At 75.1% G+C, this 19,240-nt stretch carries 16 protein-coding genes; 8 read left to right on the plus strand and 8 right to left on the minus strand.

The genetic code is table 11. From position 1 onward, the window contains the following. Positions 1-254 precede the first annotated feature (254 nt). The 3 genes from Q2K19_RS19755 to Q2K19_RS19765 form a co-directional block, all read right to left on the minus strand. Positions 255-794, minus strand: a complete 540-nt coding sequence (locus Q2K19_RS19755) for an NUDIX hydrolase (protein ID WP_302762808.1) — start codon at positions 792-794, stop codon at positions 255-257. Positions 795-843: 49 nt separating this feature from the next. Further along, positions 844-2,634 (minus strand): RelA/SpoT family protein, encoded by a 1,791-nt coding sequence (locus tag Q2K19_RS19760; protein ID WP_302772647.1) that lies wholly within the window; start codon positions 2,632-2,634, stop codon positions 844-846. 127 nt (positions 2,635-2,761) lie between these two features. After that, complete coding sequence (locus Q2K19_RS19765; protein WP_302762810.1) at positions 2,762-4,519, minus strand: DEDD exonuclease domain-containing protein; 1,758 nt, start codon at positions 4,517-4,519, stop codon at positions 2,762-2,764. A 127-nt stretch (positions 4,520-4,646) separates the two neighbouring features. Here Q2K19_RS19765 and Q2K19_RS19770 point away from each other — a divergent pair, with 127 nt between their 5' ends. The 4 genes from Q2K19_RS19770 (at position 4,647) to Q2K19_RS19785 (ending at position 9,037) form a co-directional block, all read left to right on the plus strand. Next, a complete protein-coding gene (locus Q2K19_RS19770; RefSeq protein WP_302762812.1) occupies positions 4,647-6,104 on the plus strand; it encodes an NYN domain-containing protein in 1,458 nt (485 codons plus the stop codon). 125 nt (positions 6,105-6,229) lie between these two features. Then, positions 6,230-6,448: a hypothetical protein gene (locus Q2K19_RS19775; protein ID WP_302762814.1), complete on the plus strand. Its 219-nt coding sequence runs from the start codon at positions 6,230-6,232 to the stop codon at positions 6,446-6,448. A 208-nt stretch (positions 6,449-6,656) separates the two neighbouring features. Further along, positions 6,657-7,916 carry a M48 family metallopeptidase gene (locus Q2K19_RS19780; protein ID WP_302762816.1) on the plus strand — a complete coding sequence of 420 codons (1,260 nt, stop codon included), beginning with the start codon at positions 6,657-6,659 and terminating at the stop codon, positions 7,914-7,916. Then, positions 7,913-9,037: a glycosyltransferase family 4 protein gene (locus Q2K19_RS19785; RefSeq protein WP_302762817.1), complete on the plus strand. Its 1,125-nt coding sequence runs from the start codon at positions 7,913-7,915 to the stop codon at positions 9,035-9,037. The genes Q2K19_RS19780 and Q2K19_RS19785 overlap by 4 nt, the downstream gene beginning before the upstream one ends. Before the next feature lie 19 nt (positions 9,038-9,056). Here Q2K19_RS19785 and Q2K19_RS19790 read toward each other — a convergent pair whose 3' ends face one another. The 5 genes from Q2K19_RS19790 to Q2K19_RS19810 form a co-directional block, all read right to left on the minus strand. Further along, the gene (locus Q2K19_RS19790) at positions 9,057-10,748 is read right to left on the minus strand and encodes a putative bifunctional diguanylate cyclase/phosphodiesterase (protein ID WP_302772648.1); all 1,692 of its coding nucleotides are present in this window, start codon (positions 10,746-10,748) and stop codon (positions 9,057-9,059) included. 82 nt (positions 10,749-10,830) lie between these two features. After that, the gene (locus tag Q2K19_RS19795) at positions 10,831-11,643 is read right to left on the minus strand and encodes an SAM-dependent methyltransferase (protein WP_302762819.1); all 813 of its coding nucleotides are present in this window, start codon (positions 11,641-11,643) and stop codon (positions 10,831-10,833) included. 207 nt (positions 11,644-11,850) lie between these two features. Continuing rightward, on the minus strand, positions 11,851-12,519 hold the full coding sequence (locus Q2K19_RS19800) for a response regulator transcription factor (RefSeq protein WP_007072219.1): 669 nt from the start codon (positions 12,517-12,519) through the stop codon (positions 11,851-11,853). A 7-nt stretch (positions 12,520-12,526) separates the two neighbouring features. Continuing rightward, positions 12,527-14,218, minus strand: a complete 1,692-nt coding sequence (locus Q2K19_RS19805; protein ID WP_302762820.1) for a GAF domain-containing sensor histidine kinase — start codon at positions 14,216-14,218, stop codon at positions 12,527-12,529. Between the two features lie 14 nt (positions 14,219-14,232). After that, positions 14,233-16,038: an AMP-dependent synthetase/ligase gene (locus tag Q2K19_RS19810; RefSeq protein WP_302762821.1), complete on the minus strand. Its 1,806-nt coding sequence runs from the start codon at positions 16,036-16,038 to the stop codon at positions 14,233-14,235. A 191-nt stretch (positions 16,039-16,229) separates the two neighbouring features. Here Q2K19_RS19810 and Q2K19_RS19815 point away from each other — a divergent pair, with 191 nt between their 5' ends. The 4 genes from Q2K19_RS19815 (at position 16,230) to Q2K19_RS19830 (ending at position 19,170) form a co-directional block, all read left to right on the plus strand. After that, complete coding sequence (locus Q2K19_RS19815) at positions 16,230-16,685, plus strand: SRPBCC family protein (RefSeq protein WP_302762822.1); 456 nt, start codon at positions 16,230-16,232, stop codon at positions 16,683-16,685. 36 nt (positions 16,686-16,721) lie between these two features. Then, positions 16,722-17,447, plus strand: a complete 726-nt coding sequence (locus Q2K19_RS19820; RefSeq protein ID WP_302762823.1) for a hypothetical protein — start codon at positions 16,722-16,724, stop codon at positions 17,445-17,447. A gap of 63 nt (positions 17,448-17,510) precedes the next feature. Further along, the gene (locus Q2K19_RS19825; protein WP_302762825.1) at positions 17,511-18,467 is read left to right on the plus strand and encodes an ROK family glucokinase; all 957 of its coding nucleotides are present in this window, start codon (positions 17,511-17,513) and stop codon (positions 18,465-18,467) included. A 1-nt stretch (position 18,468) separates the two neighbouring features. Further along, on the plus strand, positions 18,469-19,170 hold the full coding sequence (locus Q2K19_RS19830) for an endonuclease/exonuclease/phosphatase family protein (RefSeq protein WP_302762826.1): 702 nt from the start codon (positions 18,469-18,471) through the stop codon (positions 19,168-19,170). Positions 19,171-19,240 lie beyond the last annotated feature (70 nt).

A 19,240-nucleotide genomic window follows, 5' to 3' on the forward strand; every position in this document is an offset into this window, starting at 1 on the left:
GCCCCCGGGTCGGCCCGGGCCGGCCGGGGCGTCGGGGCCGTCAGGGCTGCGCCGGCCCTCGGGAGCAGCCGGGCCGCCGTGGCTCGCCGGGTTGGCGGTGCCGGACGGGCCGGGCAGGCCGTCCGGCCCGTCCGGGGCGGTGGGCCGCTCCCCGGCGGCCGGGCCCGTGCCGGCGCGACCGGCCGGGCCGGCGGGGCGACTCGGGCCGGCGGGGCCGGTGGAGCCTCGCGCGCCGCCGGGGCGGCCGCGGCCGGTCACGCCGCCGGCGGCGTCGCCGGCGGCACCTCGCCGGCGCGCGGGCCGATGCCGTAGTAGGCGAGCAGGTTGGCGGTGGCCCGGCTCAGCCGGGGCAGCTCGTCGAGCGGGTGCCAGGCCGCCTCGAAGACCTCCGCGCCGTCCACCGTCAGTTCGGTCGTCGAGGCCGGCACCTCGGTCTCGAAGACCACGTCCACCCAGCCCTTGGCGTGCACCACCGCGTTCGGCACGGCCGGCCGGAGCCGGTCGGGGGAGAGCCGGATGCCGGACTCCTCGTACAGCTCGCGGGCCGCGCCGACCACCGGCGCCTCACCGCGTTGCAGCAGCCCGGCCGGGAGGGTCCAGCTGTAGCCGGGCGGCTGGCGCAGCAGCAGGATGCGCCCCGCGCCCTCGGCTTCGGTGTCCCGGACCAGCGCCACCGCGCCGACGATGTACTTCGGCACGGCCAGCCGGACCAGCCGGCGCCGCAGCGGGACGGGCAGCCGGTAGAAGAGCTGGTAGCCGAGGGCCCGTCCGGTGGCACGCGCGCGGGGGATCATGCCTGTAAGGCTAGTGGCCGGGCGGCCGGCCCGTACCAGCGGCGGTGGCCTACTGGCGGTGGTCGACGAGATCGATCAGCTGCTCGACCACGGCGTCCGGCTCGACCGCCCGGTCGAAGACCGCCACCAGCAGCGTTTCCAGGTCGGGATAGCCCAGCTCCTCGGAGAGGCGCAGCAGCGGCAGGTCGCTGGCCAGCCCCCGGTTGTGCTTGCGCAGCGTCAGGCCGATGGTCGCCCGGCCGAGGCGTACCTTGTCGGCGATCGAGATGCCCGGCTCGGTGTGCTCGGCGAACCATCGGTTGATCTGCATCTGGGCGTGTGGCGACTTGACGAAGCCGAGCCATTCCCGGCGGGGCCCGCGCGGGGCCACGTCGGCCTCGAAGCCGCTCTCCGCGTCGCTCTCGGTGAAGATCTCCACCACGTCGCCCTCGTCCAGTTCGGAGGAGAGCGGGGCCAGCCGGCCGTTGATCCGCGCGGCGAGGCAGTGGTCGCCCCGCTCGCGGCCCAGCTCGTAGGCGAGGTCGACCGGGGTCGCGCCGGCCGGCAGGACGATCTGCCGCCCGTCGGCGACCACCTGGATCTGCGCCTCCGCCAGGTCGCAGCGCAGCGACTCCATGAACTGGGTCGGGTCGACGGCCTCGTGTTCCCAGTCGAGCACCCGGCGCAGCCAGGCCAGCTCGTCCGCCCGGTCGGCGGCGCGCCCGGCGGCCCGGGGGAAGCGGTAGTGGGCGGCGACGCCGTACTCGGCGGAGCTGTGCATCTCCGCGGTGCGGATCAGCACCTCCACCGTGCGGTCCTGGGGGCCGCAGACGCTGGTGTGCAGGGAGCGGTAGAGGTTGTTCTTCGGGGAGGCGATGAAGTCCTTGAACCGGCCCGGCACCGGCCGCCAGAGCCCGTGCACCGCGCCGAGCGCCGCGTAGCAGTCGGTGGGCGGCCCGTCCACCACGATCGCGATGCGGGGCAGGTCGAACGGCGCGGTGTGCCCGCCCGCCACGGTGTCCTTCCAGATCGAGTAGAGGTGCCGGGGGCGGGGGGAGACCTCCGCGTCGACCCGGTTGCGGCGGAGCGCCACCCTGGTCTTCGCCACCACCGCGTCGAGGTACGCGTCCCAGCCCGGCCGGTCGTGCACGTGCCGGGCGATCCGGGCGTGCTCCTCGGGCTGCAGGTGCAGCAGCACCACGTCGTCCAGTTCGCGTTTGAGCGTCTGGATGCCCAGCCGGTCGCAGAGCGGGACGAGCACCTCCTGGGTCTTGCGGGCGATGCGTTCCCGGGAGGCCGCGGAGCGTACGCCGAGGGTGCGCATGTTGTGCAGCCGGTCGGCCAGCTTGATGATGAGCACCCGGACGTCCTTGCCGGCCGCGACGATCATCTTGCGGATCGTCTCCGCCTCGGCGGCCTTGCCGTAGAACGCCTTGTCGAACTTGGTCACCCCGTCGACCAGGTGGGCCACCTCGCGGCCGAAGTCCTCCTGGAGCGCCTGGAGGGTGTAGCGGGTGTCCTCCACGGTGTCGTGCAGCAGCGCGGCGACCAGGGTCATGGTGTCCATGCCGAGGTTCGCGCAGATCTGGGCGACGGCCAGCGGGTGGGTGATGTAGGGCTCGCCGCTCTTGCGGAACTGCCCGCGGTGCATGTTCTCGGCGATGGTGTAGGCCCGCCGGAGCACCGAGGCGTCGGCGTTGGTGTGGATGCCCCGGTGGGCGCGGACCAGCGCGGTCACCGGGTCGTTGTCGGTGGTGGGCCAGGTGAGCAGGGAGCGCAGCCGGCGGGTCAGCGGCAGGTCGCCGGGCTGGGTCGGAAGGGCGCCGCCCAGGGCGGCGCCGTGTCCGGCGTCGACGTCCACCTGGGACACCTCCTCACCCCGGCCCCGGGTCGCCGTGACCGGCGACCGGGAGCAGGCCCGCGAAACGGGCAGGACTGCACTTCTCTAACAGCCTAAGCGAGTTGACGTCGTCCGATCGGACACTTGGTCATGGGCGTTCGGTCGAGAGTTGGTGGGATCCCCCATTTTCCGCCTTGGTCAGTAGGGCACGGAACCGCGCCGCGCCGGTGATCGGGGAGGCCCAGCCGGAGGAGATCTCCACCAGCCGGGTCTCCGGTCGCTCCAACCAGGACAGGATGCGCTCGGTCTCCTCGGCCGAGGCGGCCGGCACCGGGCCGGGCCCGGACAGCACCGTCTCGGCGGTGGCCCGGATCACGTCGATGGTCGGTCGCGGGTGGACCCCCGGCGGCGAGACCCCGGCGCCGGCCAGCCGGCCGTACCGGACCAGGGCCAGCTCCCAGCCGCCCCGGGCGGCCGGGCGGGCGGCGGCCAGCTCGGCGATCCCGGTCAGCGCGGCCAGCCGCTGCATCCGCACCGCCGCGCGCAGCACCGCGGCCAGCCGGGTACGGACCACCGCGGCCTCCTCGTAGCGCTGGGCGTGGGAGAGCACCTCGATCCGGGCGAGCAGGGCGTCCACCACCACCTGCGGGTCACTGGTGGTGGCGGTGCGGAACGGGGTGGCGGCGCGGTGGTCGTACTCCTCCGGGGTGATCCGGTGCTCGCAGGGCGCCGGGCAGCGGCCCAGCTCGGCCAGCGCGCAGGCCGGCATGGTGGTGCGCCGGGAGAGCCGGTGCGTGCACTGGCGCAGCGGCACCGCGTCGTGGAAGCCGGCGGCGGCCAGCTCGGCGGCCTGTTTGGAGCGGAACGGGCCGAGGTAGGCGGTGTCGGCGGCGCCGAGGTCGCGCACGATCGACAGCCGGGGGTACGCCTCGTCGGTCAGCTTCAGCCAGACCTGCCGTTCCGGATATTTCGAGCGCCGGTTGTACGGCGGCGCGTGCGCGGCGATCAGCCGCAGCTCCCGGACCTCCGCCTCCAGCGAGTGGGCGCACTCCACCGCCTGGACCCGCTCGGCGGCGGCCAGCATCTCCGAGATCCGGGCCCGCTTCTCGCCGGCGGTGAAGTAGCTGCGCACCCGGGTGGCGATGTCGCCGGAGGTGCCGATGTAGAGCGGCCGGTCGTCGGCGGCCCGGAAGATGTAGACCCCGGGCACCTTCGGCAGCCCCTCGGCGAGGTGGCGCTTGCGGCGCTGGGTGGGGGTGACCGCCTTGGCGAACTCGATCGCCTCGCCGACGGTGTCCACCCGGTGCCCGCCGAGCCGCCCGATCAGCCCGTGCAGCACGTCGACGGTGGCCTTCGCGTCGTCCAGCGCCCGGTGCGTCGGCTGGGTGGCGGTGCGGAAGTAGGCGGCCAGGGTGCCCAGCTTGCGGTTGGGCACCTCGTCGCGGGTGAGCACCCGGCGGGCCAGCGCCGCGGTGTCCAGCACCCGCGGGTTGGGCCAGCGGTAGCCGTGCTTCGCGCAGGCGGCCTTGAGGAAACCCACGTCGTAGGGGGCGTTGTGGGCGACCAGCACGGCGTCGGTGAGGAACTCCAGGAAGCTCGGCAGCACCTGCTCGATCGGCGGGGCGGGGAGCAGCATGGCCTGGGTGATGCCGGTCAGCACGGTGATGAACGGCGGGATCGGCACCCCCGGGTTGACCAGGGTGGCGAGCACGCCCAGCTCCTCGCCGCCGCGCACCTTCACCGCGCCGATCTCGGTGATGCCGCCGCCGTCCGGCGCGCCGCCGGTGGTCTCCAGGTCGACCACCACGAAGGTGGTCGCGTAGAGCGGCAGCGCGGGGTCGACCCCGCTGCCCGCCGCCCGGTCCAGGCCGGCCAGCGACTCCTGGACGTACTCCGCTCGGGTCACCCGCGGCACGCTAGCGGCCGGGTCCGACACTCCCGTCCCACCGGCCCCATCCGTCACCACCCGGGTAGGATGAGAGATCGGCTCACTCACCGGGCGGTGGGCCCGTTCGGGGTGGGAGACTTGCCACATGCCCCTCACCGAGCCGCACGACGACCGCTTCTCCGCGGAGGAGCCGGTGCTCGGTGCGCACGACGCCGGTGAGGCCCCGCAGGCCCGGGAGCCGGACATCGCCCCCGACGCCGGCGCGGACGCCGAGGCCGCCGGTTCGGCCGCGCCCGAGCCGGAGCCCACCCTGCCCGAGCCGGTCCGGCAGCGGATCGTGGCGCTGACCGCCGCCGTGCTGCCCGGCCTGCCCGCCGACGAGGTGCCCGTCCCGCTGCGCCGGGTGGCCAAGTTCGCCCCCAACCGCCGCGCCCGGCTCGGCGCGCCGGCCATCGCCGCCCAGCTCACCGCCGACCCGCTGTTCCGGCAGCGGGTCACCGCCCGGGTGCTCGCCGACGCCGGTGACCTGGGTGCGGCCGTCGTCGAGGGGACCGCCCCGGCCGCCGCCGACCCGGTCGAGGTGGCCGCCCTGGCCTACCTGGCCCGGCCGCGCGGCTGGCGGGAGCTGATCGAGGCCAGCGGCGCGGCGGTGCGCGCCGAGGCGGACAGCGCCGTGGTGGCCGAGCTGGTCCGGGAGGCCGAGCAGCGGGCCACCCGCGCCGAACACGACCGCGCGGTGGCCCGGGTCGAGGCGGAGAAGCTCCGCGATGAGCTGGCCCGGGTCCGGGAGGAGCTGGGGCAGCTGCGCGAGGAGGCCCGGCAGCTCACCCGTACCTTCCGGGAGACCCAGGCCCGGGAGCGCAAGGCCACCGAGCTGCTCGCCACCGAGCGGGGCCGGGCCGCCCGGGCGGCGGCCGACGCGGACGCCGAGCTGCGCCGGGCGCGGGCCCGGCTGGCCGAGGCGGAGGCCGCGGCCGGGGTGGCCCGGGCCAGCGCCAAGGAGGCCCGGTCGGTCGACGACGCCCGGCTGTGGCTGCTGCTGGAGACCATCGGGCAGGCCGCCGTCGGGCTGCGCCGCGAACTGGCCCTCGACCCGGTCGACCGGCTGCCGGCCGACTTCGTCGCCGACGCGTTCGCCGACCAGTCGACCACCACCCGGGCCGGCGCGGCCGCCCGCGCCCGGGACACCGACGATCCGGCCCGGCTGGACCAGCTCCTCGCGTTGCCGAAGGCCCACCTCGTGGTCGACGGCTACAACGTCACCAAGCGGGGCTTCGGCGAGATGTCCCTGGAGCAGCAGCGCAAGCGGCTGATCAGCGGGCTGGGCGGGATCGCCGCGCAGACCGGGGACGAGGTCACCGTGGTCTTCGACGGCGCCGAGCGGATCCACGGGCTGCCGCCCGCGCCGCGCGGCGTACGGGTGCTCTTCTCCCGCAAGGGGGAGACCGCCGACGAGCTGATCCGCCGGCTGGTCCGGGCCGAGCCGGCGGGCCGCCCGGTCGTCGTGGTCTCCTCCGACCGCGAGGTCGCCGACGGGGTACGCCGGCACGGTGCGTACCCGCTGGGCGCGGACTCACTGCTGCGCCGGCTCGCCCGCTCCTGATGATCGGATTCGGGGTGCCTGCTGCCCCGTTGTCCGGTTCTGTCGTAGGCACCGCTTAGCGTCCTGGTGACCGACGGTGGCCGGATGTCTCCCTTCCGCCACCGGCGACGCGTCAGGAGGCGTTGATGCTCATCGACTGCGACACCTGCGGGATCCGCGGCGCCGGCTGCTCCGGCTGCCTGGTGACCGCGCTGCTCGACCCCGGGGCCCCGGCGGCCGACCTCGGCCCCGCCGAGCACCGGGCGATCGAGGTGTTCGCCCGCGCCGGCTTCGAGGTGGCGGTGCTGCCCGCCCCGCCCGGCCGCCACGCCCGCCGGCCGGGCCGCCGCCGGCACGTCGCCTGACCGCCCGCCCGGGCCGACCGGCCGCCGCGGGCGCGCCCCGTCGCGCCGAGGTCGCGGCCTCCCGCGCAGCTGGCGTCACCGGGTCGGCGGTCCGGACCGGATCCGGGGCGCCGGGCCCGCGCCGCGCGGCCACGCCGGGCCTTAGGATGGGCGCTCACGGCGGGAGGAGCGGCATGAAACGGGCACGACGCGACGGCGGGGTGGGGCGGTGAGCCCGCGTGGCTGGGCCGTGCTGGCCCTGGCCGGGCTGGTCGTCGCGCTGGCCGTCGCCGGCGCGCTGCTGATCCCATGGCACCGGCCACCGGCACCCCGCGCCGACCAGGTGGCCGCGCTGCGCTCCCTCCCGGTCGAGCAGGTGGCCCGGGGTCGCGCCTTCCACGGGGCGCTGCGCCCGGCCGCGTGGTCCGCCCTCGCCGTCGGCCTGGTGGTGGCGCTCCTGCTCGGGCTCACCCCGCTCGGCGGCCGCCTGGTGGCGGCGGCCGGCCGCCCCTTCGGCGACCACTGGATCGCCCAGGCGGTGCTCGGCGGGCTGGCCGTGATGCTCCTCGCCGACCTGCTCACCCTGCCCTTCGCCGCCTGGCGGCAGACCGTGCTCACCCGCTACGGGCTGAGCACCCAGGGCTGGGGCGGCTGGGCGGTGGACCTGCTCAAGTCGTACGCGGTCAGCGCCGTCATCGGCGCGCTCGTGCTGCTCGGCTTCTACTCGGTGGTCCGGCTCGCCCCGCGCTGGTGGTGGGCGTTCGGCGCGGCCGGGGCCGCCGCGCTGGTGGTGCTGCTGTCGTTCGTGCTGCCGGTGCTGGTGGAGCCGGTGTTCAACCGGTTCACCCCGATGGAGCCCGGCCCGCTGCGGACCGAGCTGATGAGCCTGGCCGCCCGGGACGGGGTGCCGGTCCGCGACGTGCTGGTCGCCGACGCCTCCCGGCGCACCCGGGCGGTCAACGCCTACGTCTCCGGGCTCGGGCCGACCCGGCGGGTGGTCGTCTACGACACCCTGCTGCGCGAGGCGACCCCGGCGGAGGTGACCAGCGTCGTCGCGCACGAGCTGGGGCACGCCCGGGACCGGGACGTGTGGACCGGCACCCTCGTCGGGGCGCTCGGTGCCGCCGCCGCCGTGGTGGCGCTCTACCTGATCGGCTCCTGGGCCCCGCTGCTGCGGCTGGCCGGGGTCGACACGATCGCCCAACCACGGGCGTTCCCGCTGCTCATCGCGCTGGTCACCGTCGCCGGCCTGGTGGCCACCCCGATGCAGGCCCTGGTCTCGCGCCGGGTGGAGGCCCGGGCCGACGCGCACGCCCTCGCGCTGACCGGCGACCCGGCCACCTTCGAGGCGATGCAGCGCCGCCTGGCCGGGGTGAACCTGGCCGACCCCGACCCGCCCCGCTGGGAATACCTCTGGTCGGCGTCCCACCCGTCCACCGTGGAACGGATGGCCGCCGCCCGCGCCTACGCCAGGGAGATCGGCAGATGAGCCGCACCTTGCTGATCACCAACGACTTCCCGCCCCGCCCCGGCGGCATCCAGTCCTTCGTGCACCACCTCGCCGTCCGTCAGCCCGCCGGCTCCGTGGTGGTATACGCGTCGAGCTGGCGGGGCGCCGCGAAGTTCGACGCGGACCAGCCGTTCGAGGTGATCCGGGAACGCACCAAGGTGCTGCTGCCCACCCCGCTGGTCGCCCGGCGGGCGGCGAAGCTGGCCCGGGCGTACGACTGCGACACGGTGTGGTTCGGCGCGGCGGCCCCGCTGGGGCTGCTCGCGGCCGGGCTGCGCCGGCGGGCGGGCATCCGGCGGGCGGTGGCCCTCACCCACGGGCACGAGGTCGGCTGGGCGGCGCTGCCCGGCGCCCGGTCGCTGCTGCGCCGGATCGGCCGGGGCGTGGACGTCACCACCTACCTGGGCGAGTACACCCGGGTCCGGCTGGCCCGGGTGCTCGACGGGGCGACCGAGTTGCGCCGGCTCGCCCCCGGCGTGGACGTGGACACCTACCACCCGTCGGTGGACGGCGAGGAGGTCCGGAAGCAGCTGGGGCTGACCGGCCGGCCGGTGGTGGTCTGCGTCTCCCGGCTCGTCCCGCGCAAGGGGCAGGACATGCTGATCCGCGCGATGCCCGAGATCCGTCGCCGGGTGCCCGACGCCGCGTTGCTGGTGGTGGGCGGCGGGCCCTACCGGGCCACGCTGGAGAAGCTGGCCTGGCAGACCGGTGTGGAAAGCGACGTGGTCTTCACCGGCTCGGTGCCGTCGGCCGAGCTGCCCGCCCACTACGCGGCCGGCGACGTCTACGCCATGCCGTGCCGGACCCGCAACCGCGGGCTGGACGTGGAGGGGCTGGGCATCGTCTACCTGGAGGCCAGCGCGACCGGCCTGCCGGTGGTGGCCGGCGACTCCGGCGGCGCGCCGGACGCCGTCCGGGAGGGGGAGACGGGCTACGTGGTGCGCGGCCGGGACTTGTCCCAGCTCGCCGACCGGGTGGCCACCCTGCTCGCCGACCGGGACCTGGCCCGCCAGCTCGGTGCGGCCGGCCGCGCCTGGGTGGAGCGGGAGTGGCGCTGGGAGACCCAGGCCGAGCGGATGGGCGCCCTCCTCGCCGGCTGACCCGGTCCGCGGGTGCGGGTCAGACGGTGCTGCCGGAGAGGGCGGGGGAGCCGCCCAGGTGCTGCGCCGCCGGCCCGGGCCGGCCGAAGTGCCAGCCCTGCGCCGCGTCGCAGCCGATCGCCCGCAGCCGCTCGGCCTGCTCGCCGGTCTCCACGCCCTCGGCGGTCACGGTCACGTCCAGCGCGTGGGCCAGCGACACCAACGAGGCGAGGATCCGCTCGTCGGTGCGGCTGGCCGGGTCGTCGGCCGGGGCGCGCAGCCCGGCCACGAACTCGCCGGCCACCTTCAGCTCGGTCACCGGCAGCCCGCGCAGGTACGCCAGGTTGCAGTAGCCGGTGCCGAAGTCGTCGATGGCGATCCGGACGCCCAGGTCGGCCAGGACCCGCAGGGCGCGTACCGGCTCCTCGGCGGTGCTCATCATGGTGCTCTCGGTGATCTCCAGCTGGAGCCGCCCGGGCGGGAGCCCGGTACGCCGGAGCAGCTCGCGCACCTCGTCCACCAGTTCCGGCCGGCGTACCTGCTGCACGGCCAGGTTCACGCTGACGAACGGTGCGGCGGCCCCAGCGGTGCCGGCCCAGCCCCGCGCCTCCCGGCATGCCTCGGCCAGCACCCAGCCGCCGAGCGGGACGATCAGCCCGGTCTCCTCGGCCAGCCCGATGAAGCTGTCCGGCCGGAGCACGCCCAGCTCCGGGTGACGCCAGCGGACCAGCGCCTCCATGCCGAGCACCCGGCCGTCGCGCAGCGACGTGAGCGGCTGGTAGTCGAGGTGGAACTCGCCCCGGTCGAGGGCCGCGGGGATCGCCGCGGAGAGGGCGTAGCGGGCCAGCTCCCGGCGGTTGCGGTCGGCGTCGAAGATCGACCAGCGGGCCCCGCCGGCCGCCTTCGCCCAGTGCAGGGTGCTGTCGGCGGCCCGCATCAGCTCCATCGGCGAGGTGCCGGCCACCGGCCGTTCCACGATGCCGACGCTCGCCGAGACGGTCAGCTCGTGCCCCGCCACCAGCGCCGGCTCGCGCACCACGGCGAGCGCCGTCTCGGCCACCTTGACCACGTCCTCGGTGCAGGCGGCGCGCTCGACCAGGATGACGAACTCGTCGCCGCCGAGCCGGGCCACCAGGTGCTCGCCGAGGGCCCGGCGCAGCCGGTGCGCCACGGCGACCAGCAGCAGGTCGCCCACCTGGTGACCGAGGGAGTCGTTGACCACCTTGAACCGGTCCAGGTCGAGGAAGCAGACCCCGACCCGGTCGGCGCCCCGGCCCGGCTCGGTGATCGCGGCGCTGAGCCGCTCGGTGAACAGGGTGCGGTTGGGCAGGTCGGTGAGCGGGTCGTGGGTGGCCTGGTGGCGGAAGCGGGCCTCGCTGTCCCGCAGCGCCCGCTCGGCCCGCGCTCGCGCGATCATCGCCGCCCGCCGGATGGACTCCTGCTCGTCCAGGGTGCGGTCGCGCAGCGCCCGCGCGTACCCAGTGGCCACGGTCGCCAGTAGCCGGGCCATCCGGTCCTCGACGTCCTCGGCGACCAGGCCGAGGTCCCGGACCAGGCGGAGCTGGATCACCTCGATGGTGCGGCCCAACCCCTCGGCGGAGGCGATGTGCGCCGCCACCAGCTCCGCGCCGACCTGCTGGCCGACGCGCAGGTCGAACGGCTCGGACCGGATCGCCACGGCCAGCCGCTCGGTGAGCCGCTGGAGCAGCGCCTCCAGTTGCGCCTGCGTCATCGGCAGGTAGCTGGTCCCGGAGACCGCCTTGGCCCAGGCCCGGGCGAAGGTGCCCGGGCACGAGCGGGCCGTGCCGGCCTGGTCACCCACCGAACCGCCCGACGCCGCCCATGAAGACCGACTGGGCGGCGTTCTCCGCCTGCTCCGGGGACTCCGGCCGCCACTGCGGCACCCACACCACGCCCGGGTCCACCAGCTCGAAGCCGTCGAAGAGCGCGGTCAGCTCGGCCCGGCTGCGGATCCACAGTTCGCTGTCGGTGCGGCGGTAGACCCGCTCGGCCTCCGCCCGCTCGCCGGTCTCGCTCCGGCCGTCGTCGCTGGCCTGGGACATCACCAGGTAGCTGCCGGGCGCCAGCGCCGCGCGCAGCGTCCGCAGGATCTCCTGCGGCTGGTCCGCGTCCGGGATGAAGTGCAGCACCGCGACGATCATGACGGCGACCGGCTGGGAGAAGTCCAGCAGCTTCGTCACCTCGGGGTGGTTGAGGATCGCCGTGGGCCGGCGCAGGTCCTCCTGGAGCACCGCGGCCCGGTCGTTGCCGGCCAGGATCTCCTGGCTGTGCGCCACCGCGACCGGGTCGACGTCGACGTAGACCACCCGGCTCTCCGGGGCGACCCGCTGGGCGATCTCGTGCACGTTGCCCACGGTGGGGATGCCGGAGCCGATGTCGAGGAACTGGCGTACCCCCGACTCGGCCAGGAACTGCACCGCCCGGCGCAGGAACGCCCGGTTGGCCTGGGCCATCAGCGGGGCCTCCGGCACGGCGTCCACCATGGCCCGGGCGGCGGCCCGGTCGGCCGCGAAGTTGTGTGAGCCGCCGAGATAGTAGTCGTACATGCGGGCGACGCTGGGGCGCTCGATGTCGATCGTGTCGGGTGCCCAGTCCGGCCGCTGCATGTCTCCGCCCCTTTGTCTCGACAGCGCGCGGTCCTCGCCCGCGCGGGCCATCCGGGTATTCTGCCCGTCCGCTGACGCGGCGCAAAGACCACCGTCGTTACGCTACCGACCCCTCACCGTGTGGAGTGGGGGGCCGCCCGGAATGCCGGAGAGGCCCGGATCCGGCATGCGGACCCGGGCCTCTCCCGACGAGCTGGGCGAACGCCGTCAGAACTTCGGCGCGTCCGGGGCCTCCAGCAGGCCGAGCCGCAGCGCCGTCATCAGCGCCTGCGCCCGGTTGGCGGCGCCGAGCTTCTCGTAGAGCTTCGAGATGTGCGTCTTGGCCGTCGACTCGCTGACGAAGAGCTGCTTGGCGATGCCGGCGACGCTCATGCCGTCGGCGAGCAGCCGCAGCACCTGGCCCTCGCGGGGGGAGAGCTGCGGGCCGGACGGGGCCAGCCGGCGCTTCATCGCCTCGGCCAGGTCGGCGGCGGTGAACGCGCTGGGGGAGGAGGCGGCGTGCCGGGCGGCGGCCACCACCTCGTCGGCCGGGGCGGTCTTCGGCACGAACGCGCTCGCGCCCGCCTCCAGGGCGCCGAAGAGCTGGTCGTCGCCGGCGTACATGGTGAGCACGACGATGCCCATCGAGGCGCTGGACTTGCGCAGCGCCCGGGTGGCCTCCAGACCGCTGCCGTCGGGCAGCCGAAGGTCCATGATCACCACGTCCGGCTGGAGGGCACCGGCCTGGCGTACGCCCTCGGCGGCCGTGGCGGCCTCGCCCACGACCTCGAACTGCCGATCCCGCTCGAAGGCGTGCCGCAGTCCCTTCCGGATCAGGTCATGATCGTCGACAAGGAGAACCTTGGTACGGGTGGCCGGTGTCGGGCTAGTGGTCATCCTCGGGTTACTCCCCTTCTGCTGCTGCGCTGCCGCGCACCTTATCGCGCCGGGGCGAGGAGCCGAGTACCACCGCCACCGTCGTGCCGCTGGGTTGCCGCGGCCTGATCTCCAACCGGCCCCGGATACGTTCCGCCCTCTCCGCCATGATCGCAAGACCATAGTGCCCGTCCGGGCGCTGGTCACCGATGCCGTGACCGTCATCCGACACTTCGATCTGGGCGTACGGGGGGTCCACCGCACAGGTGACCCACAGATTGGCCGCCCCGGCGTGCTTGCGCGCGTTGGTCACCGCCTCCTGCGCGATGCGCAGCAACTCGGCCTCGGTGGCGGCGGGCAGCCGGGCGGTGGACTCGTCCAGCGACAGGTGCACCCGCAGCCCGCCGGACGCGCCGACGGTGCGGGCGTACTCGGCGATCGCGGCGGCCAGGCCGCCGTGCCGGTCCACCTCGCTGCGCAGCTCGAACAGGCTCAGCCGCAGCTCGGTGATCACCCGGGTGACCTCCTGCCGCAGCGTGCGCAGCGAGTCGGCGGTCTCCTCGGCGTCGTCGTGCACGGTGGCCAGGGCGTTGTCGATGCCGTAGCCGACCATCACCAGCTCCTGGGCGACCCCGTCGTGGATCTCCCGGGCCAGCCGCTGCCGCTCCTCGTTCGTGGCCAGCGAGCGCACCTCGTCGAAGAGCAGGGCGGCCTCCAGCCGCAGCGCCGCCGGGCCGGTCAGCGCGGTCACCCGGGACATCACCGCCGGCGGGTACGCGTGCGCGGTGTCCGCCTCGATGACCACCAGGCCGACCGTGCGGACCCCGGCGACCAGCGGCACGATCAGCGCCGAGACCTCGCCGGAGTGGCCGGACCGGGCCTGCGAGCGGGACGCGGTCTGCGGCTGCTGGCTGGCCCAGGCGTCGGCGATGGCCGAATCGGCGTCGAGCGTCGTCTCCCAGTCCACCCGGTCCACGCCGACCTGGGCGAGCACCACCAGCCGGCCGCCGCCGGAGGCGGAGAGCACCGCCCCCCGGTCGGTCTTCGCCACCACCCGCAGCTCCTCCAGCAGGTGCTCGGAGATGCCGCCGGGGTCCAGGGTCGCGCCGGGCAGCTGGCGGGCCACCGTGCGGAGCTGGGTCAGCAGCCGGGTGGCCTCGGCGTACGGCTGTGGCTTGCCCTCGCCGCGGACCCGCACCACGCGCTGGAACATGCCGGCGGTGTAGAGGCCGAGACCGGCCAGGATCAGCCACTGCGCGCAGACCGCGAGGTAGCCGAGCTGGCCGAGCTGCCGCCCGCCGCCGACCTCGGTGAACGCCGCGCTGACCAGCAGGGTGGCCGCCGTGACGGCGAGCAGCGCCGCCCCCTCGCGGAACCGGCGGCGCAACGCCGTCACGGTCACCGGCACCGCCAGGTACGGCAGCACCGCCGAGGCGCCCAGCCCGCCGGTCACCCCGGTCAGCCGGGTGTCGGCGGCCACCTGGCTGGCGGCCAGCCCGAGGATCACCACCTCGGCGAAGCGGCTGAGCAGCCCGAGCAGGCGATGCTGCGGGGCCAGCACGGCGGGCAGCCCGGCGGCGCCCAGCAGGGCGATCCACCAGAGCGCGGCGACGTCGCGGGTGGCGAACAGGGTCAGGGCGGCGACCAGCGCGAGGAGGACCAGGCGGGCCGCCGCCGCGAGCGGCTGGGTCTGCGGCTGGGTGGGTGTCGAGGCGGGCACGTGACGGATGGTAGTCAGCCTTGGTAGATATCGGCGATCTCCGCCGCGTACGTCTTGTGCACGACCTGCCGCTTGACCTTCAGCGACGGGGTCAGCTCGCCGGTGGCCTCGGTGAAGTCCTGCGGCAGGATCCGGAACACCTTGATCGCCTCGGCCTTGGAGACCGCCTGGTTGGCCTGGTCGATGGCGCCCTGGATCTCGCCGCGCAGCTCGCCGTCGTCGCGCAGGTCGGCCACGCTGGTCTGCTCCGGCCGGCCGTGCGCGGCCAGCCACTTCGGCAGCGCCTCCTCGTCGAGGGTGACCAGCGCCGCGATGAACGGCTGCCGGTCGCCGACCACCATGCACTGGCTGACCAGCGGGTGGGCCCGGACCTGGTCCTCCAGGACCGCCGGGGCGACGTTCTTGCCGCCCGCGGTCACGATGATCTCTTTCTTCCGGCCGGTGATGCTGAGGTAGCCGTCCTCGTCGAGCCGGCCCAGGTCGCCGGTGCGGAACCAGCCGTCCGGGGTGAGCGCTTCGGCGGTGGCCGCCTCGTTGTGCCAGTAGCCCCGGAAGACGATCTCGCCGGAGATCAGGATCTCGCCGTCGTCGGCGATCCGGACGGTCACGCCGGGCAGCGGTCGGCCGACGGTGCCGATCTTCGTGCCGGTGGGCAGGTTCGCGGCGGCGGCCGGGGCGGTCTCGGTGAGGCCGTAGCCCTCGCAGATGGTCACCCCGACGCCGCGGAAGAAGTGGCCGAGCCGGGCGCCGAGCGGGGCGCCGCCGGAGATGGCGTCCCGGCACCGGCCGCCCATGGCCGCCCGCAGCTTGCGGTAGACCAGCTTGTCGAAGACCGCGTGCTGGGCGCGCAGCGCCAGGCCCGGCCCGTCGGCGGTCTCCAGCGCCTCGCTGTACGCGATCGCGACCTTCTCCGCCCGGTCGAAGATCTTGCCCTTCCCCTCGGCCTCGGCCTTCTGCCGCGCGCCGTTGTAGACCTTCTCGAAGACCCGGGGCACGGAGAGCACGAAGGTGGGCTTGAACTCCTGGAGCTCGCCGACCAGGTTCTTGGTGTCCGAGCAGTGCGCCATGGTGGCCCGGGCCTGCACCACGCCGATCTGGATGAGCCGGGCGAAGGCGTGCGCGAGCGGCAGGAACAGCAGGGTCGAGGCGCCCTGGCGGAACAGGTTCGGCAGCACCGGCACGGCGTTGGCGATGTCGGCGTACATGTTGCGGTGGGTCACCACGCAGCCCTTGGGGCGGCCGGTGGTGCCGCTGGTGTAGATGATGGTGGCGATGTCGTCGGCCTTGACGGCGCTGCGGCGTACCTCGATCTCGGCCGGGTCGACCGACTCGCCGGCGGCCGCCAACTCGTCCACCGCGCCCAGCTCGATCTGCCACACCTCGCGCAGCTCGGGCAGCCGGTCGCGGACCCCGGCGACCAGGGTGGCGTGCTGGGTGCTCTCCACCACGGCGGCGACCGCCCCGGAGTCGCCGAGGATCCATGCCGCCTGCTCCGCGCTGGACGTCTCGTAGATCGGCACGGTGATCGCGCCGGCGGCCCAGATGGCGTAGTCGAACAGGGTCCACTCGTAGCGGGTGCGGCTCATCAGCGCGACCCGGTCGCCGGGGGAGACGCCGGCGGCGACCAGACCGCGCGCCACCGCCACCACCTCGTCGCGGAACTGCCGGCAGGTGACGTCCGTCCAGGCGCGGCCGTCGCCGCCGGTACGCCGGACGAACTGCACGGCGTCGGGGGCCACCTCGGCGTTGTCCCAGACCGGGTCGGTCAGGTTGGCCGCGTCCCCGACGGTGACGATCGGCGGAACGGAGAACTCGCGCACCTGCACTCCCTCGTGCTCGCACTGGCCGGGCCGGCCGTGGTCGGCTCTGTCGAAACCTACCCGCCCGCCGGGCGAGGTGAGGTGGGGAGGTTGCCCGCCCGGCTGATGGGACAGCCCCGCTCCGGGAGGCGCGCCGCGACGGGCGGGGGTGGAGCGCCGCGCGGCGGGCCGCTGCCGGGTAGCCTCCCCCCATGGCGGACTCCTCCACCCAGTCGATCATCGTCGGCGCGTCACCGGACCGGGTGGCGGCGGTCATCTGCGACTTCCCCCGCTACCCGGAGTGGGCCGACGCGGTGCGGCAGGCGGAGGTGATCGAGGAGTACGAGGACGGCTACGCCAGCCAGGTCCGGTTCACCATCGACGCCGGTGTGATGGCCGACGAGTACGTGCTGGCCTACGAGTACGCCGAGGACATCTCCCGGGTCGAGTGGCAGCTGGTGGCGCCCTCGAAGATGCAGAAGTCGCAGCGCGGCTCGTACGACCTGACCGGCAACCCGGACGGGACCACCACGGTGACCTACACCCTGGAGGTGGAGCTCTCCGTGGCCATGCTCGGGATGTTTCGCCGCAAGGCCGAGAAAATGATCATGGATGCGGCGTTGAAGCAGCTCAAGCGCCGGGTAGAAGCACCCGGTGCGGCCCACTGACCCGACCCGCGGTCGTCACGGTAGAGGAGCCGACCCATGGGCACCACTGATCCGGGTTCGGCCCGGGAAGAAGCCGAACGCCTCGTCGCCATGCTGCTGGCCGGCGCCCGGCTGGCCGCCGACGCGCCCGGGTCGGGCCCGTGGGGCCCGCTCGGTGGGATCCTGTCGGGTGTCCTCGGTCACACCCGGGACGGCGCCGGCTCCGACGACCGGGGCGCGGCGTCGGCCGAGCCGGCGGGCGGGGGCGCCGGTTTCGCCACCGGATCGCCCGAATGCTGCGTCTGCCCGGTCTGTCGCGGTATCGCGGCGTTGCGCGACCCGAATCCGGAATTCGCCGAGCGGCTCGCCACCGGGGCCGGCGATCTGGCCGCCGGGGTGGCCAGCCTGCTGCGCGCGTTCGCCCCGGCCGAGCCCGCCGCGCCGGCCGGCCCGGGAAGCGCCGGGCCGACCGCCGGAACCCCGACGGGGGACCACGTGTGGCGCGAGGCGACCCGTACCGGGCATGATTCTCAGCCGGCACCCGAGCAGGACGTGTGGTCCGCCGCGACCCGGGGGGAGGGCGCGGCCGACCCGGGTGCCGTCGACGGCTCCAGGTCATGGCGTGGCGTCAGCCGCGCCGAGCAGGAGTTGTCGGAGCCGTCCGCCGATGCCGCCGGGCCGGACGCGCCGGTGACGAGCCGGCCGCCCGCCGGCCGACCCGTGGTGCCCGCCTCGCGGGCGTCCGGCGAGGTGGCCGAGGACGCACCAGGCGACGGGGCCTGACCACCGGACATCCCGACGTCACACGGCCGGTTCGGCCGACGTCGGGCAGCACAGCAGAGGGGAGTGGCAGCGGTGACGCTGACCATCGGAGTCGACGTCGGTGGCACGAAGGTGGCCGGCGGTGTCGTGGACGACACCGGGACCGTTCTCGTGCAGACCCGACGGGACACCCCCGCCGATGACGTGGCCAAGACCCGCGACGTCATCATCGAGGTGGTCACCGAACTGGCCACCGGGCGGACCGTCGAGGGGGTCGGCATCGGCGCGGCCGGCTGGATCGACGCCACCCGCTCCACCGTCCTCTTCGCCCCCAACCTGGCCTGGCGGGACGAGCCGCTGCGCGAGTACGTCGGCAACGCCACCGGCCTGCCGGTGATCGTGGAGAACGACGCGAACGTGGCCGCCTGGGCGGAGTTCCGCCACGGCGCGGCCCGCAACGCCGACGACTCGATGGTCATGTTCACCATCGGCACCGGCGTCGGCGGCGGCATCGTGCTCGGCGGCCAGCTGGTCCGCGGCGCCAACGGCATCGCGGCCGAGCTGGGCCACATGCTCACCGTGCCGGACGGCCACCAGTGCGGCTGCGGCCGGCTGGGCTGCATCGAGCAGTACGCCAGCGGCAGCGCCCTGGTCCGGTTCGCCCGCGCCGCCGCGCGGCAGAGCCCGCAGCGGGCGACCGCGCTGCTGGACCTGGCCGGCGGGGAGGCCGAGGCGATCACCGGCCCGATGGTGACCGCGGCGGCCAAGGGTGGCGACCCGGTCTCCGCCGAGGCGTTCGCCCAGGTCGGCCGCTGGCTCGGCACCAGCCTGGCGGACATGGCCCAGATCCTCGACCCGCAGGTGCTGGTGGTCGGCGGCGGCGTGATTGACGCCGGCGACCTGCTGATGGGCCCGACCCGCCGGTCGTACACCCAGGCGCTCGCCCAGCGCAGCCGGCTGCCCGTGGCCGAGATCCTCCCGGCCGAGCTGGGCAACAGCGCCGGCGTGATCGGCGCCGCCGACCTCGCCCGGCGGATCTGAGGTGCCCGGGGAGGGCATACCGCTGCGGGTGGTGTCGTACAACATCCACAGCCAGCGGGACGACACGGCCGCGCTGGCCGAGGTGGTCCGGGAGGCCGCGCCGGACGTGGTGATCGTCCAGGAGGGGCCGCGCCGGTTCCGGTGGCGGCAGAAGACCGCCTCGCTGGCCGACTCGTTCGGTCTGGTGGTGGGCGCCGGCGGCCTGCCGTCCCTGGGCAACCTGCTGCTGACCAGCCTCCGGGTGCGGGTGCTCGCCACCCGCTGCCAGCGCTACCCGCTGACCCCCGGCCGGCACCTGCGCGGCGCCGCGTACGCCGAGTGCCTGGTGGGCGGCAGCCGGTTCCTGCTGGCCGGCTCCCACCTGTCCACCGACCCGGCGGAGCGGCCGGCGCAGGCCGCGGCGTTCAAGCGGGAGCTGGCCGCCGCGACGCTGCCGGTGGTCGCCGGGGCCGACCTCAACGAAGGGCCGGACGGGCCGGCCTGGCGGACCGTCGCGGAGGGACTCACCGACGCCGCGGTCGCCGCGGACCGGGCGGACCGCTGCACCTACTCCTGCGCCGACCCGCGCCGCCGGATCGACGCCCTGTTCGTGGACCCCCGGATCACCGTCGTCGACTACGACGTGGTGGACACCCCGCGGACCCGCCGGGCCAGCGACCACTTCCCGGTCCTGGTCGACCTGCGGCTACCCGCCGCCGGCTGAACCACCGGCCCGTCGGGCCCCGGCCGGGGCTGGACAACGGCGGGCATTCTCGGCAGGATTTCGCACCGAC

Source organism: Micromonospora sp. NBRC 110009 (assembly GCF_030518795.1).
In the GTDB taxonomy this organism is placed as follows: Bacteria; Actinomycetota; Actinomycetes; order Mycobacteriales; family Micromonosporaceae; genus Micromonospora.